At 61.1% G+C, this 15,688-nt stretch carries 12 protein-coding genes; all 12 read left to right on the forward strand.

Annotated features, from left to right (window positions below):
- Positions 1–239: 239 nt before the first annotated feature.
- Positions 240–2,840, forward strand: a complete 2,601-nt coding sequence (leuS, locus tag AAY24_RS11820) for a leucine--tRNA ligase (RefSeq protein WP_046859846.1) — start codon at positions 240–242, stop codon at positions 2,838–2,840.
- Positions 2,841–2,883: 43 nt separating this feature from the next.
- Positions 2,884–3,384: an LPS-assembly lipoprotein LptE gene (locus tag AAY24_RS11825; RefSeq protein WP_046859847.1), complete on the forward strand. Its 501-nt coding sequence runs from the start codon at positions 2,884–2,886 to the stop codon at positions 3,382–3,384.
- A gap of 18 nt (positions 3,385–3,402) precedes the next feature.
- Complete coding sequence (gene holA, locus AAY24_RS11830; protein ID WP_046859848.1) at positions 3,403–4,428, forward strand: DNA polymerase III subunit delta; 1,026 nt, start codon at positions 3,403–3,405, stop codon at positions 4,426–4,428.
- 84 nt (positions 4,429–4,512) lie between these two features.
- Positions 4,513–5,784: a glutamate-5-semialdehyde dehydrogenase gene (locus tag AAY24_RS11835; RefSeq protein ID WP_046859849.1), complete on the forward strand. Its 1,272-nt coding sequence runs from the start codon at positions 4,513–4,515 to the stop codon at positions 5,782–5,784.
- 39 nt (positions 5,785–5,823) lie between these two features.
- Positions 5,824–6,438 carry a nicotinate-nucleotide adenylyltransferase gene (nadD, locus tag AAY24_RS11840; protein WP_046859850.1) on the forward strand — a complete coding sequence of 205 codons (615 nt, stop codon included), beginning with the start codon at positions 5,824–5,826 and terminating at the stop codon, positions 6,436–6,438.
- A 74-nt stretch (positions 6,439–6,512) separates the two neighbouring features.
- Positions 6,513–6,872 (forward strand): ribosome silencing factor, encoded by a 360-nt coding sequence (gene rsfS / locus AAY24_RS11845; RefSeq protein WP_046859851.1) that lies wholly within the window; start codon positions 6,513–6,515, stop codon positions 6,870–6,872.
- A 29-nt stretch (positions 6,873–6,901) separates the two neighbouring features.
- The gene (locus AAY24_RS11850; RefSeq protein WP_046859852.1) at positions 6,902–7,873 is read left to right on the forward strand and encodes a helix-turn-helix transcriptional regulator; all 972 of its coding nucleotides are present in this window, start codon (positions 6,902–6,904) and stop codon (positions 7,871–7,873) included.
- Positions 7,874–7,977: 104 nt separating this feature from the next.
- On the forward strand, positions 7,978–8,205 hold the full coding sequence (locus AAY24_RS11855) for a hypothetical protein (protein ID WP_046859853.1): 228 nt from the start codon (positions 7,978–7,980) through the stop codon (positions 8,203–8,205).
- Positions 8,206–8,300: 95 nt separating this feature from the next.
- Positions 8,301–8,771: a 23S rRNA (pseudouridine(1915)-N(3))-methyltransferase RlmH gene (gene rlmH / locus AAY24_RS11860; RefSeq protein ID WP_046859854.1), complete on the forward strand. Its 471-nt coding sequence runs from the start codon at positions 8,301–8,303 to the stop codon at positions 8,769–8,771.
- 199 nt (positions 8,772–8,970) lie between these two features.
- Positions 8,971–9,555: a Maf family protein gene (locus AAY24_RS11865; protein WP_046859855.1), complete on the forward strand. Its 585-nt coding sequence runs from the start codon at positions 8,971–8,973 to the stop codon at positions 9,553–9,555.
- A 13-nt stretch (positions 9,556–9,568) separates the two neighbouring features.
- Positions 9,569–11,023, forward strand: coding sequence for a ribonuclease G (gene rng, locus AAY24_RS11870; protein ID WP_046859856.1), 1,455 nt, complete (start codon positions 9,569–9,571; stop codon positions 11,021–11,023).
- A gap of 211 nt (positions 11,024–11,234) precedes the next feature.
- Positions 11,235–15,599 (forward strand): YhdP family protein, encoded by a 4,365-nt coding sequence (locus AAY24_RS11875; protein ID WP_046859857.1) that lies wholly within the window; start codon positions 11,235–11,237, stop codon positions 15,597–15,599.
- Positions 15,600–15,688: the final 89 nt, after the last annotated feature.

Here is a 15,688-nt window from a genome sequence, read left to right on the forward strand (position 1 = left end):
GGACCCTGCCCCATATCCTTCTATCCGGACATCTCTTCACTTATCTTTGTACACCAAGTACACCAGAACACAAGATGGCTGACCATTTTTGCCCACTAAACCCTGATCCAGGTAAAAATACCGGCAGAGACGCCACCGCCACCCGGAAACCGGGCGACGATATACCTTCATGTCTACCCTGCCGTAGGGTATCCTTGTCGGTTTAATCCATGGCATCAACCTGCAGCCCCACCCAGACAATGAAAGAGACCTATACACCGGCATCCATCGAGACAGAAGCCCAGCAGTACTGGACAGAGAACCGTAGCTTCCGAGCCACTGAAGATCCTGCCCGGGAGAAGTACTACTGCCTCTCCATGTTCCCCTACCCCAGTGGCAAACTGCACATGGGGCATGTGCGCAACTACACCATTGGTGATGTGATTGCCCGCTATCAGCGCATGCTGGGCAAAAACGTGCTGCAACCGATGGGCTGGGACGCCTTCGGCCTGCCCGCCGAGGGTGCCGCGATCAAGAACCGCATGGCACCGGCCAAGTGGACCTATGCCAATATCGATTATATGAAGAACCAGCTGCAACAGCTGGGCTTCGGTTACGACTGGGACCGGGAGCTGGCCACCTGCAAACCGGAGTACTACAAGTGGGAGCAGTGGCTGTTCACCGAGCTGTATAAGAAGGGCCTGGTGTATCGCAAGAACTCGGTGGTCAACTGGGACCCGGTGGACCAGACCGTACTGGCCAACGAACAGGTGATCGACGGGCGCGGTTGGCGCTCCGGCGCCCTGGTGGAACGGCGCGAGATCCCGCAGTGGTTCGTCAAGATCACCGACTATGCCGATGAGCTGCTGGACGAGCTGGACCGCATGGAGGAGTGGCCGGAGCAGGTGCGCACCATGCAGCGTAACTGGATCGGCAAGAGTTACGGTGTGCGCTTCGCCTTCCCCTATACCCTGGATGGCAAAGAGGAGCGGCTCTGGGTCTACACCACCCGGGTCGACACCATCATGGGTATCACCTTCTGTGCCGTGGCAGCCGAGCATCCGCTGGCCCAGCACGCAGCCCGCAGCAATCCGGAACTGGCCGCCTTTATCGAGGAGTGCCGTCAGGGCGGCGTGGCCGAAGCGGACCTCGCCACCATGGAGAAAAAGGGGGTACCCACCGGCATCTCAGTGACCCACCCGATCACCGGCGAGCAGATTCCGGTCTGGGTCGGCAACTACGTGCTGTGGGGCTACGGCGAAGGCGCCGTGATGGCGGTCCCGGCCCATGATGAGCGCGACTTCCATTTCGCAAAAACCTACGGCCTTGAGATCCGCCAGGTGATACAGGTGCCGGGAGAAACCTTCTCCACTGACGCCTGGCAGGAGTGGTATGCAGACAAGGAGCGGGGCGTCTGTGTCAATTCGCAACAGTACGACGGCCTCGACCACAACGCCGCTGTGGATGCCATCGCAGCCGACCTGAATGCCAAGGACCTGGGTGAGAAACAGGTCCAGTACCGGCTGCGCGACTGGGGCGTATCACGCCAGCGTTACTGGGGCGCCCCCATCCCGATGGTGCACTGTCCCGAATGCGGTATCGTGCCGGTACCCAAAGAGCAACTGCCGGTAGTACTACCGGAAGATATCGAGTTTGACGCCACCGGCGGCTCACCGATCAAGAAGATGCCGGAGTGGTACCAGACCGAGTGCCCCCAATGTGGCGGTGCGGCGGAGCGTGAAACCGACACCTTTGACACCTTCATGGAATCCTCCTGGTATTTCGCCCGTTACACCTGCCCGGATGCGGATGACCGCATGCTGGACGATCGGGCACGCTACTGGCTGCCGGTGGATCACTACATCGGTGGTATCGAACACGCCATCCTGCACCTGCTCTACGCCCGCTTCTATAACAAGCTGATGCGTGACGCCGGACTGATCGACAACAGCGAACCCTTCACCAAGCTGCTGACCCAGGGCATGGTGGTGGCGGAAACCTACTACCGGGAGAACAGCGACGGCGGCAAAAGCTGGTTCAACCCGGCGGATGTGGTGACCGAACAGGATGAGAAGGGCCGCATAACCAGCGCCAGGCTTGCCGCGGACGGTCAGCCGGTGGAGATCGGCGGCGTCGAGAAGATGTCCAAATCGAAAAACAACGGCGTCGACCCCCAATTCCTGGTGGACCGTTTCGGCGCCGATACCGTGCGCCTCTACACCATGTTCACCTCGCCACCGGACCAGTCCCTGGAGTGGTCTGATGAGGGCGTCGAAGGTGCCAATCGGTTCCTGCGACGGCTCTGGGCCCTGGCCTATAACCAGCAGGCGCGGATCACCTCAGCCGGGGACGACCTGGAGCAACTGGACGACAACCAGAAAACAGCCCGGCGCGAGATCCACACCGCCCTGAAACAGGCCTGCTTCGATTACGACCGCCAGCAGTTCAACACCGTGGTTTCGGCGGCCATGAAGATCACCAACACGCTCTACAAGCTGGGTGACAGCCCGGTCGACAGCGTCCTGCTGCGGGAAGGTCTGAGTATCGTGTTACGCCTGCTCGCCCCCATCGCCCCCCATATCAGCCATCAGCTGTGGCGTGATCTGGGCTACGGGGACGATATTCTCCACTCCTCCTGGCCCCAGGCGGATGAGAACGCCCTGGTACTGGACTCCATCCCCTACGTGGTGCAGGTCAATGGCAAGGTCCGGGCCAAGATCGAGGTACCGGCAGGTGCCGACAAGGCCGCCATCGAACAGCAGGCCCTGGCGGATCCCAATGCCCGCAAATTCATCGGCGACGGAGAGATCCGTAAAATCATCGTGGTACCCAACAAACTGGTCAACATCGTTGCAAAATAGACGTCAAGGGAGCAGACCGCGTCTACAGAACCGGGAGAGATTCATGGTCGGCAAAAAGATTTATCAATGGGTCCTGCCGCTGCTGGCGCTGGCCCTGTTGCAGGGCTGCGGCTTCCAGCTCCGGGGCGCAATTGCCCTCCCCAGTCACATCGCCCCGGTCTATATCCAGGGCCTGGGCGAATACGATGACCTGCGCCTGGAACTGACCCAGATATTCAGTTTCAGCGACATCCAGGTGGTCACCGATCCCCAGGCTGCCGCCAGTACGCTGAAGATCAGCAACCGCTCCAGCGACCGACGGGTGCTGTCAGTGGATGGGAACGGCAACGTGGCCGAGTATGAGCTGCACGAGGGTGCGCGCTTCAGCCTGGTGGCAACCGATGGCACCGTGCTGGTGGAAGCCCAGCCGGTAAATACCATTACCACCTATCTGAATTCGGAGACTGAAGTGCTGGGCAAACAGCAGGAAGAGGGCAGTCTGCGCAGGGACCTGCGGCGCGACCTGGCATCCCAGATCATGCGGCGCCTGCAGGCACAGCTGTAAACGAAGACCACCGAACCGATGCGCGTCCGCCCCCACGAACTGGCCAGCCATATCGAGCGCAAGGGTATCGCCCCGATCTACCTGATCAGCGGCGATGAACCACTGCAGATGAATGAAACAGCTGACGCGGTGCGATCCGCGGCACGGGCCCAGGGCTTCAGTGGCCGGGACATTCTGGATGCCGGCAGCCGCTTCGACTGGAATGAGTTAACCGCCGAGGCGAACAGCCTGTCGCTGTTTGCCGAAAAACGGATTATCGATCTGCGTATCCCCTCCGGTAAACCGGGCCGGGAGGGCGGCAAGGCGTTGACCGAATACGCCGCCCGGCCACCTGAAGACACCCTGCTGCTGATCACCCTGCCGAAACTGGACAAGGGCCAGGTGAGCAGTAAATGGCTGAAGTCACTGGAGAGCCGGGGCGTGTTTGTGCAGATCTGGCCGATCGAAGGCAGCCGTCTGTACCCCTGGATTGAACAGCGCATGCGACAGGTCGGTCTGACGCCCGGTCCCGAGGTGGTAACCATGCTGGGGGAACGGATTGAGGGTAACCTGCTGGCGGCCGCCCAGGAGATCGACAAACTCCTGCTGCTGCACGGCAGCGGCGTGATCACTCTGGAGCATCTTCAGGAGTCAGTTGCGGACAGTGCCCGTTACGATGTCTACGGTCTGGTGGACGCCGCCCTGGAGGGCAGCCTGGGACGTGTGGTGCGCATGCTCAACGGCCTGAAGGCAGAAGGCACACCGGCACCGGTAGTGCTCTGGGCCCTGACCCGGGAGATCCGGATGCTCTGCTCGCTGGCCCAGCAGGTGGGACAGGGTCGTTCGCCGCACCAGGTCGTAGCCGCTGCCCGGGAGGTCTGGGACAAACGCAAGCCACTGGTCAGCAAGGGTCTGCAACGGCTGACCCTGGGGCAGTGGCGCCACCTGTTGCAGCTGTGCGGCCTGACCGACCGGGCCATCAAGGGCCAGGACAAGCAGGACCCATGGCTGCTGCTGCAACGCATCTGCAGCGGTATGGCCGGCGCCCCGCTGTTCGACGTATAAACCCGGGACAGATTGCTCACCCAACCCGGACACAATTTGCTAGACTGCACCCATTTCCAGCGAATACCAATCAGCGTGAACCCCATGTCCAGCGATATCAAAGACATTACCGCCTATATGACCGATCTCGGGCGCCGCGCCCGGGCCGCATCGCGCCACCTGGCAGCCGCCCCCACCGGCCTTAAAAATACCGCCTTGCAGGCTATTGCCGATGACCTGCAGGCCAACCGCGAAACCCTGATGCAGGAGAACCGGCGCGACCTGGAGGCCGGCGCAGCCAAGGGTCTGGACAGCGCCCTGCTGGATCGGCTGGAACTCACTCCGGCGCGCATCGACAGCATGATCGAAGGCATCGAGCAGATCATCGCCCTGCCCGATCCCATTGGTGAGATCTTTGACCTGAACTACCGTCCCAGTGGTATCCAGGTGGGCCGTATGCGGGTGCCTCTGGGCGTGGTCGGTATCATCTACGAGTCCAGACCCAACGTCACCGCCGATGCGGCGGCGCTGTGCCTGAAATCGGGCAATGCCACGGTACTGCGCGGCGGCTCGGAGGCGTTTCACTCCAACCAGGCGATCGCCGCCAGCATCCAGCGCGGCCTGCAGCAGGCCGGCCTGCCCGGCGATGCGGTACAGGTGATCGCCACCACCGACCGGGCAGCGGTCGGCGCCATGATCACCATGCCGGAGGCGATCGACGTGATCATCCCCCGGGGCGGCAAGGGGCTGATCGAGCGTATTTCCAACGACGCCCGGGTACCGGTCATCAAACACCTGGACGGCATCTGCCACGTCTATATCGACGACCAGGCCGACCCCGCAAAGGCGTTCGATATCGCCGTCAATGCCAAGACCCAGCGCTATGGCACCTGCAACACCATGGAGACCCTGCTGGTGGCCGAGGCGATCGCCGAACAGATACTGCCGACCCTGGCGGCGGCTTATGCCGAGCACGGCGTCGAACTGCGCGGCTGCGCGCGCTGCCGGGAGATTTTGCCCGACTGCCGGCAAGCCACCGACAGCGACTGGGATACCGAATACCTGGGGCCGATCCTGTCGATCCGGGTAGTTGAAGGACTGGACCAGGCGATTGACCACATCAGCAGTCACAGCTCCGGCCATACCGAGTCCATTGTGACCGAGAACTACAGCCGGGCGCGTCGCTTCCTCACCGAGGTGGACTCCAGCTCCGTGATGGTCAACGCCTCGACCCGCTTTGCCGATGGTTTCGAGTATGGTCTGGGGGCGGAGATCGGTATCTCCACCGACAAGTTCCACGCCCGTGGCCCGGTGGGGCTGGAGGGTCTCACCTCGGTTAAATATATTGTCCTTGGCGATGGCCACATTCGCACCTGAATGCAGCCGCCCCGGAACCGGGACGCTGCGGGTACAGCCATGATCGGGGTACTCGGCGGCACCTTCGACCCGGTTCACTACGGTCACCTGCGCACGGCACTGGATGTGCAGCAGCTGCTGGGACTGGAGCAGGTCCGCCTGATTCCCCTGCGCGACCCACCGCACCGGCCACAACCGGCCCTGGCACCCGCCGACCGGCTGGCCCTGTTGCACGCCGCCGTGGATGACAATCCCCGGTTCCGCATCGATCCCCGGGAACTGGAGCGAAGCGGCAAATCCTATACCCTGGACACGCTGCAATCACTCCGGGCCGAACAACCCCACACCACCTTCTGTCTGTTGCTGGGTGGGGACGCCTTCCACGGCTTCCCCCACTGGCACCGGCCGGATGATATTCTGGAGCTGGCCCATCTGGTGGTGATGCAACGCCCCGGTGAACCGGACCCTCAGCATTATCCTGACCGTATCACCCACGACCCGGCGGCCCTGAAACGGCAGACAGCGGGCCTGATCCTGCCCCTGCCGGTCACCCAGCTGGAGATCTCCGCAACCCGGATCCGGGAGTTGCTGCGCCAGGGTCACTCCCCGCGTTACCTGCTGCCGGACGCCGCGCTGGAACTGATCCAACAGCGCCGATACTACCAGGCCGGGTAAATACCGGTGGCGGCCACCGTTTTAATATAAAATTGACTGAACACCATTCACGACCAACCACAGCGCAGAGAGATATGCAGATAGACGAACTTCGCGACCTGATACTGAAAATTCTCGACGACATGAAGGCACTTGATGTAAAAGTACTGGATGTCCGGGGCAGGACCAGCATCACCGACCTGATGATTATTGCCAGCGGCACCTCCAACCGGCACGTCACATCCATCGCTGAAACCATCGCCTTCCAGGCCAAGGAGGCGGGCGAGCCCCCCCTGGGCGTCGAAGGATTGAAAGAGGGCGAATGGGTACTGGTGGATCTCAACGGTGTGGTGGTGCACATCATGCAGACCAAGGTCAGGGACTTCTACCAGCTGGAGCGGCTCTGGGACCTGGATACCCCCGCGGACAGCGAGCAGGGCGTGACCCGTCACTGACGCCCCGGCCTGTTCAGTAAAACCAGCCAATGGATCGTTTCGATCGCATCTTTGATCTGCACAAACTACTCAGTAACGCCCGTTACCCGGTACCCCGTCAGCGCATCGAGCAGGAGCTGGAGTGCTCCCGCGCCACCGCCAAGCGGATCATTGAGGCGATGCGGCTCTATCTCAATGCGCCGATCAGGTACAACCGGGAACTGAACGGCTACTACTATGACCCGGACGACGGGGAGATGTATGAGCTGCCCGGCGTCTGGTTCAACAGCAGCGAACTACACGCCCTGCTGAGCGCCCAGCAGTTGCTGCAGAATGTCCAGCCGGGCCTGCTGGAACAGCAGCTGGCACCACTCAAAAGTCGCATCGAGTCACTGCTCAGTGCCCAGGGCATGGGAGCCAGATCCCTGTCCCAGCGGGTGCGCATCCTGCGGGCGGCCTCCCGTCCGGCGGGGGAACAGTTCCAGACCATCAGTACCGCCCTGGCACAGGAGCGCCAACTCCGGATCAGCTATTATCAGCGCAACAGTGACCAGACCAGCCAGAGAACAGTGTCGCCCCAGCGTCTCACCTACTACCGGGACAACTGGTATCTGGATGCCTGGTGCCATCTCCGGGAAGGGCTGCGCACCTTCGCCCTGGACGCAATCGAAAACGCTCGCCTGCTGCCGGACACAGCCACCCGGATCGATGAGGCGACCCTGGACCAGCACTTCAACGCCAGCTACGGCATCTTCTCCGGTGAAGCGGAACAGACCGCCCACTTGCGCTTTCATCCGCTCCGGGCGCGCTGGGTGGCCCGGGAGACCTGGCACCCTCAGCAACAGGGCCGATTCACCGACACCGGTCACTACGAGCTCAAATTCCCCTACGGCAAGGAGCAGGAGCTGCTGATGGACATCCTCAAGTATGGCGCCGACGTGGAGGTGCTGGCCCCCCACTCCCTGCGTCAACAAGTCCAGCAACAACTCACCAAGGCGCTGCACCAGTACAGGAAAAAATAGACTACACTTTCCGAACCCGGTTCTCTATAATGAACGGGATTCCCCTTAATGGAGAATGGTCCCGACCTCCGGGCCTGATAAGACGACTTGCATGGAATGCCACTATGTCGACTGCGGAAAACCGTTCCAAGCTGATACAGGGACTCAGCCTGCTGTTCGTGCTCTGGTTGTGTCTCTGGCTGATTCTTCTCGGCCTGCTGCCCCGTAACTACTACACCACCAGCTTCTTCCTGCTGGGTATCCTGCCCGTAGTGGGCTGGTTCGCCATCCAGCCACGGCGTATCACCTGGTTCCTGGCAATCCTGTTCGGCGTCAATCGACTGGGGGATTGATCCGGCATTCGCTGCCCGGCGGTCAACCCACGCCCCGTTCCCTGTTACAATACGCCCGGCCACCCCGTCCATAACAACCCTGGCAAGACCAATCCGTGATCATTCACCTCATCTCCGTCGGAAACAAAATGCCCCGCTGGGTGCAGGAAGGTTATTCAGAATACGCCAAACGCCTGCCATCGGAATGCAGCCTCAACCTGCTGGAAATCGCACCCGGCCACCGGGGCAAGAGCGCCGACGTGAAACGTACCGTGCGGGATGAGGGTGAACGGATGTTAAAAGCCATTCCCAAGGGGTGTCGTACGATCGCCCTGGACGTCACCGGCAAGGCCTGGAGTACCGAACAGCTATCAGGCCGGATCGGCCAGTGGATGGCGGCGGGACCGGACATCGCGCTCCTGATTGGTGGCCCGGAGGGACTGGCCGACGCTTGCCTGCAACAGGCCGAACTACGCTGGTCCCTGTCGCCACTCACCCTCCCCCACCCCTTGGTGCGGGTGGTCGTGGCAGAACAGTTGTATCGCGCCTGGAGCCTGTTACGCAATCATCCCTACCATCGCGCCTGAAACGCGAACCGCCTCCCAGCCCGCGGCACCACGGGGGATTCTGTACTGTCTTTCAATCCCGCTCTGGTGTAGGGTTAACGGTCGAGGCCACTGAAATCCCCCGGCAAGGCCGGAGTGTAAATCGGGACTCGATAATAATTCAAAAACGCGCTGTTAAAATAACGACCGGTTTATCCAGCAGCAAAGACACGGGCTTAGCATGCAGCCGCTGATTTATCTCGCCTCTCAATCACCACGCCGGCGTGAACTCCTGTTGCAGATCGGGGTCCACCACACTGTGGTCGGCACGAATATCGACGAGACGCCGTTACCGAATGAAGCGCCCGCAGAGTATGTCATCCGCATGGCACTGGAGAAGGCGCGGGCAGGCCGTCAGGCCACCGGGCAAAAGGCACCGTTGCCCATACTTGGGGCCGACACAGCGGTGGTGGTGAACCAGCGTATCCTGGGTAAACCACGCCATCGGGAAGATGCCCTGGCGATGCTGGAACAGCTCTCCAACACCACACACAAGGTGCTTACCGGTGTCGCCCTGATCGGTCAGCGGGAAGAGACACGTCTGAGTGTCAGCAAGGTCAGTTTCCGACCCATCAGCCCCCCGGAGGCCGCCGCCTACTGGGACAGCGGCGAGCCCCGGGACAAGGCGGGCAGCTATGCTATTCAGGGTATTGGAGCACTGTTCATCTCCCGGCTGGAGGGAAGTTTTTCAGGCGTCATGGGGCTCCCGCTGTTCGAAACCGGCGAACTGTTGCAGCGGGTAGGGATCACTCCCCTACAATACTGATTAAGGACACTCCATGAGCGAAGAGATACTGGTCAATGTAACACCACCCGAAACCCGGGTCGCGGTGATTGAAAACGGCGTGGTGCAGGAGATCATCATCGAGCGCACCCAGCGTAAAGGGCTGGTGGGTAATATCTACAAAGGCAAGGTGTGCCGGGTACTGCCGGGTATGCAGGCAGCCTTTGTGGATATTGGCCTGGAGCGCGCCGCCTTTCTGCACGCCTCGGATATCAGCAACGGTGATTCGCTCAACAGCGACAGTGACATTAACACCCTGGTCCGGGAGGGTGCTGAAGTGATCGTCCAGGTGGTAAAGGATCCCCTGGGCACCAAGGGCGCCCGCCTCACCACCCATATATCCATCCCCTCCCGTTATCTGGTTTTCATGCCGGAGCTGGCCAATATCGGCGTATCCCAGAAAATCGAGGACGAAACCGAGCGCAACCGGCTGCGCGACATCGTCACCGGATTTGTTGGCGACCTCTCCCTGAGTGGAAACTTCATCATTCGCACCGCCGCCGAAGGGGTGGACGAGGAGACGCTCAAATCGGACATCCGCTTCCTCACCCGGCTCTGGCACGCCATCCAGGACCGGCTGCAGACTTCGCCGGTACGTCAACTGATCCACGAAGACCTGCCCCTCTACCTGCGCTCTCTGCGGGACCTGATCACCGCCGATGTGGAGCGGCTGCGGATCGACTCCCGGGAGAGCTGGCAGAAGCTGACCCAGTTTGCCGAAAAACTGATTCCCGACAGCCCGGTAAAGATCGAATACTACCCCGGTGAACGCCCCATATTCGACCTGTACGGGGTGGAGGACGAGATCCAGAAAGCCCTGGAACGGAAGGTGGTACTGAAATCCGGCGGATACCTGATTATCGACCAGACCGAGGCGATGACCACCATCGACGTCAATACCGGCGCCTTTGTCGGGCACCGTAACCAGGAAGAGACCATCTTCAAGACCAATATGGAGGCGGCCCAGGCGATCTGTCGGCAACTGCGCCTGCGTAACCTCGGTGGCATCATCATTATTGACTTCATCGACATGGTGGAGGAGGAGCATAAACGCCAGGTCCTACGGGCGCTGGAAAAGTGTCTGGCCCACGATCATGTCAAGACCCACATCACCGAAGTCTCTTCACTGGGCCTGGTGGAGATGACCCGCAAACGGACCCGGGAGTCACTGGAACATATCCTCTGCGAACCCTGCCCCTGTTGCGGCGGTCGCGGCTCTCTGAAAACCGCCGAAACCACCTGTTACGAAATCTTCCGGGAGATTCTACGGGAAGCGCGCCAGTTTGATGTGGAATCCCTGCTGGTGCTGGCCTCCCAGGAGGTGGTGGACCGGCTGCTGGACGAGGAGTCAGCTGCACTGGCCGAGCTGGGCAGTTTTATCGGCAAGAACATACGGCTGCAGGCGGAATCACTGTACAGCCAGGAACACTATGATGTGGTGCTGATCTAGGAACGAAAGACACCATGCTGATATCCCTCGACGGAGGCCATTTTTTGTTCTTCGCAGCTTCGCAACAACGCCGCAGAACCGCTCCCGGCGACCTATCCCGGGTGGCCACCAGAAAGCCGGGGCGCCGCCCGAAAAATGTAGCGCCGCCCTGTCCAAGCAGGATCACACCATGCCGGGCCATGCCTCCCCAGGTTGCTGACGGGCCCTGAGCATGAAGCGTCTCTACCACTTCTCGCTCAGAACCGCCCGGCGGTTACTGATTCTTTCTATTCTGCTGGTCGCCCTGCTGGTGATCACCGGTCGCCTGCTGGCCCCGCTGGCGGCCCAGTATCGCGCCGATGTAGCTACCTGGGCCAGCGAGCTTCTGGGTCAGCCGGTGGAAGTGGGCAGACTACAGGGCTCCTGGCGGGGGCTGGGTCCGGTACTGATACTCTACGATCTGCAACTGATCAACCCGGAGAACCAGCAACCGACCCTGTACCTGGACGAGGTGCGGGTCAGTTTTGGTCTGCTGGACTCCCTGCGACAACTCTATCCGGCTGTGCGCAAGGTCTCGTTCATAGCACCCGAACTGCGGGTAACACGACGGCCAAATGGCGCTATCACCATCGGCAGCCTGGATGAACTCAATGAACTCGCTCCGGGAGACGGTAGTTCAGCATTTCTGTTACCGACCCACCTGAGCCTGGAACAGGGCAAGGTGATCTGGGAAGACCAGATGGTGAATGTGGCCCCACTGAGCCTGGTTGATGTAAACCTGGACCTGCGCAACAGCGGCACCCGCCACCAGCTCAACGGCAGTGTCACCCTGCCGGGTGAACGACCCGGCCAGATAACACTGGCCATCGATCTGCAGGGACAACTGGACAGGATCGACAGCTGGAGCGCCCGCAGTTATACCCGGAGCAGCGGCATCGACCTGGCTTTCCTGCTCAACCGCCGGGTGGCACAGCAGTACCGTTTCAGCAACCGGGAAGCGGAGATGGAACTGTGGGGCGAATGGGACCATAACGGCCTGATCAGCATGGAAGGAACCACCCGCTGGGAACAGCTGGCAATTACACGCCAGGCCAGCACGGCAGGACAATCCAGCAGCACCCTGGAACTGGACAACGCCTCGGGCGCCGTGCGTCTTCAGCGGCTGGACAGTGGCTGGCGACTGGATCTGGCAAACCTGCAGATCGAACGCAATGGCCGGAAATGGCCGGAGTCCCGGCTGGGGGCGATTGCCCAACAGGATGACCAGGGTCGTTGGCGGATTCGCGCCGGCAGCAGTCGCCTGCGGGTAGAAGATATACACGCCATCAGCACCCTGTTCCCCCTACCCGACCATGGCATTAAACAGATGCTGGAACGGGTGGAGGCGAACGGCAGCCTGAATAACCTGCGGCTCGATTTCCAACAACAACCGGAGGGCGATCACTGGTCAGCCAGGGGCGAGGTGACAGAATTCTCCAGCCGACCGTGGCAGGGAGTACCCGGAGTAAACAACCTGGACCTGGCCTTCTGGATGGATACCCAACAGGGTACAGTCACCCTCAATGCCGCCAACGTCACAGTGGACTTTGCCGATCTGTTCAGAGATCCACTGCAACTGAAACGGCTGCAGGGCAACCTGAACTGGCAACTGAACCCGGACGGTGACCTGATCATCACCACCGATAAGCTACTGGCGGAAAATGATGACATCCACACACTGAACCGGATGCGCCTGACCCTGCCCGACGACGACCAGGCATCCCCATTTCTGGACTTGCAGAGCGATTTCTGGAATGGCGACGCCAGCACCACACACCGCTACCTGCCGGCCGGCATCATGGGCGACAGTGTGGTCGCCTGGGTGGACCGCAGTATCGGCAGTGGCCGGGTGACCGAAGGCAGCGCACTGGTACGGGGTCCGCTGGCGGACTTTCCCTTTGAACAGACCTCCAGCGGGCGTTTCGAGGTGTTCTTTAATGCGGAGGATCTGCAACTCGACTACTGGCCCGAATGGCCGCCACTGAAAAATCTGAACGCCCAGGTGCGCTTCCTGAACAACAGCTTTGACGCCTGGGCCAGCAGCGGGCAGATCCTGGACAGCCAGCTCACCACCACCCATGCCCGCATCGACCACCTGGCGCACACCTCGCCACTGAAACTGACCGGCACGGTGGCGGGACCGCTCAACGACCACCTGCGCCTGCTGACCGAATCCCCCCTGAAGCAGGACTTCGCTGCCCTGGTCAAAGACCTGAAGGGTGAAGGTTCGAGCCAATTGGAGCTCGCCTTCAGCCTGCCCATCGACGACGGCTCCGATTTCCAGCTGGATGGCCGCCTCAGCTTCCTCGACTCCACACTCCGGCTGGAGCAGTGGCAGCTGGATTTGAGCGAGATCCGGGGCGACCTGCAGTTCGATCAGGACCATATCTTTGCCAGCGGCATCAGCGGCAAAGTACTTAATCAGCCGATCCGGGTAGATGTCACCACTCCCGAAAACAGCCGCAACAGCACCCGTATTAGCGCCACCGGCAAGATTCCGGTCAGTACATTACAGAAACAGCTTCCGGCACTGGATTTGGCAGCGTTCGCCTCAGGCAGCAGCCAATGGCAACTGGACGTGGACATTCCCCATTTCGCGGCCGGCCCGAATGCCCCGGTACCGGTGCGGGCCCGTACGGATCTGGTGGGCATCCGCATCGATCAACCGATGCCCCTGGGTAAAACGGCGGAGGCAGTACGGCCCCTGCTGCTGGAGACCCGGATCGATCATAAACCGCTACAGCAATTACATATCCGTTATGACAACCGCATCGACATGGCCCTGGCCATCGATCGCCGCCGCGCCGATCAACCGCAACTCGAACGGGGCAGCATTGTGCTCGGGGGGGAGCGGGCCAGTCTGCCGGATCGCGCCGGACTGGAGCTGTCGGGACGACTGGAAACACTCCAATTATCGCCCTGGCTGGAGCGACTCGGCAGCGCGGGTTCAACCAGCCAGTTGCCGCCCATCAATCGCCTGGCGCTGGAGATCGGCAAACTGGAGATCGCCACACAACAGACCGGGCCGGTACGCCTCTCCCTGCAACGGGGCGACAGCCACTGGGAAGGCGACATTGTCAGCGACTGGGCAGAGGGCGCCATCCTGTTACCACTGGACTGGTCCCATTCAAGCACCCTGACTGGCAAACTGAAACGGCTGCAGCTGGATCCCTGGCTGAGTCTGCTGGAGAGCCAGACAGGTACGGATGAGAGCCAAGCCACATTGCCCCAGCGCCTCATGCTGACCGTCGACCAGTTGCAGTATAAAAAGGCGAAGATCACCGATTTCAGTCTCGAGCTGAACCAGGATTCACAGGCCTGGCAGGCAGATTTCAACAGCAGCCACTTCAGTGGTGATGCCCGGGTACCCCTTGACCCGCTGCAGGCCCCCATCACCCTGACCCTGGATTACCTGAATCTGGATATGGACGAGGCGCTGTTCGACAGACCCGAGCAGCCCCTGGAGAAGGCCCAGGAACAGCTGAACCCGGAGCGGATTCCCACTATCCGGGTACAGGTGGACAAATTCAATATCAACCAAAAACCGTTTGGCACCCTGCAACTGATCACCCGGCGGGTGGATAACGGCCTGAGCCTGGAAAGCCTGGCCATCGACTCGGAACGGTTGCAACTGAACCTCACCGGTGACTGGCTGCTGACCCACCCCCCGGCCTCCACCAGCCGTATCAACCTGACACTCACCAGCCCGGATCTGGGTGGTGTATTCCAGGATATACGCCTGTCAGACAACCTGGATGATGCACCGGTACAGATCAACAGCCATATCAACTGGCCGGGATCCCCGTTCGACTTCAGCACACGGCTGATCAGTGGTGAGCTGTCGATGCAGATCGGCAAAGGCCGCTTCCTCCAGGTCGATCCAGGTGTTGGGCGGTTGTTCGGACTGTTCAACCTGGGTGCGCTGAAGCGCCGTCTGAGCTTCGATTTCAGTGACATTTTCAAAAAGGGCTTCACCTTCGACAGCATTGATGGCAATTTCCTGCTGGATACGGGTGATGCGTTCACCAACGACTTCCGTATGCTGGGGCCATCGGCCGATATCGAACTGTCGGGGCGGATCGGCCTGGGCGATGAGGATGTGGATGCCCTGGTGATCATTACGCCCAAGATCTCCTCCAGCATCCCCCTGGCCGGCGCCATTGCCGGCGGTCCGGCGGTCGGTGCTGCGCTGTTTCTGGCCCAACAGCTGATGGGCGACTCCATTGACCGGGCCACCCGGCTGGAATATATGGCCACCGGATCCTGGGACGATCCGCTACTGACCCCCCAGAGCAGAGACAACCGGGAAGAGAACAAACCGGCAGCAGAGGAGGCGACCCCGGACCGATCAACGGCAGGCAGCACGCAGGCCGGCAGTGCCACAGTCGGGCCTGCCCCCGCCACACCCTCCGACACCACCCCGGCAGAGGCAACCGCGCCGGACCAAACCGGGACCGAAGCGCCGTCGGAAAAGCCGCCCGGTTTTTTCTCCCGTCTGCTGAAGAAGATCAAACCCAGCGCCCCCACCTACCAGGAGAACGCACCGGGTGCACAGTAGGCTGCGGCTTGCCAATAACACCATCCTGACAGCCATCCGGGATAGCACTCCCATCACGGCAGCAGAGCCCGTCGCTAGTACGGCGCCCC

The sequence above is a fragment of the Sedimenticola thiotaurini genome, assembly GCF_001007875.1.
Classification (GTDB): domain Bacteria; phylum Pseudomonadota; class Gammaproteobacteria; order Chromatiales; family Chromatiaceae; genus Sedimenticola; species Sedimenticola thiotaurini.

Excerpts from the sequence above, each read along its gene's own strand:
- AAY24_RS11865 (WP_046859855.1), top strand. The coding sequence starts at position 8,971 with ATGCAGCCGCTGATTTATCTCGCCTCTCAATCACCACGCCGGCGTGAA.
- rng (WP_046859856.1), top strand. The coding sequence starts at position 9,569 with ATGAGCGAAGAGATACTGGTCAATGTAACACCACCCGAAACCCGGGTC.
- AAY24_RS11875 (WP_046859857.1), top strand. The coding sequence starts at position 11,235 with ATGAAGCGTCTCTACCACTTCTCGCTCAGAACCGCCCGGCGGTTACTG.
- AAY24_RS11850 (WP_046859852.1), top strand. The coding sequence starts at position 6,902 with ATGGATCGTTTCGATCGCATCTTTGATCTGCACAAACTACTCAGTAAC.
- leuS (WP_046859846.1), top strand. The coding sequence starts at position 240 with ATGAAAGAGACCTATACACCGGCATCCATCGAGACAGAAGCCCAGCAG.
- nadD (WP_046859850.1), top strand. The coding sequence starts at position 5,824 with ATGATCGGGGTACTCGGCGGCACCTTCGACCCGGTTCACTACGGTCAC.
- AAY24_RS11835 (WP_046859849.1), top strand. The coding sequence starts at position 4,513 with ATGTCCAGCGATATCAAAGACATTACCGCCTATATGACCGATCTCGGG.
- holA (WP_046859848.1), top strand. The coding sequence starts at position 3,403 with ATGCGCGTCCGCCCCCACGAACTGGCCAGCCATATCGAGCGCAAGGGT.
- rsfS (WP_046859851.1), top strand. The coding sequence starts at position 6,513 with ATGCAGATAGACGAACTTCGCGACCTGATACTGAAAATTCTCGACGAC.
- AAY24_RS11825 (WP_046859847.1), top strand. The coding sequence starts at position 2,884 with ATGGTCGGCAAAAAGATTTATCAATGGGTCCTGCCGCTGCTGGCGCTG.
- AAY24_RS11855 (WP_046859853.1), top strand. The coding sequence starts at position 7,978 with ATGTCGACTGCGGAAAACCGTTCCAAGCTGATACAGGGACTCAGCCTG.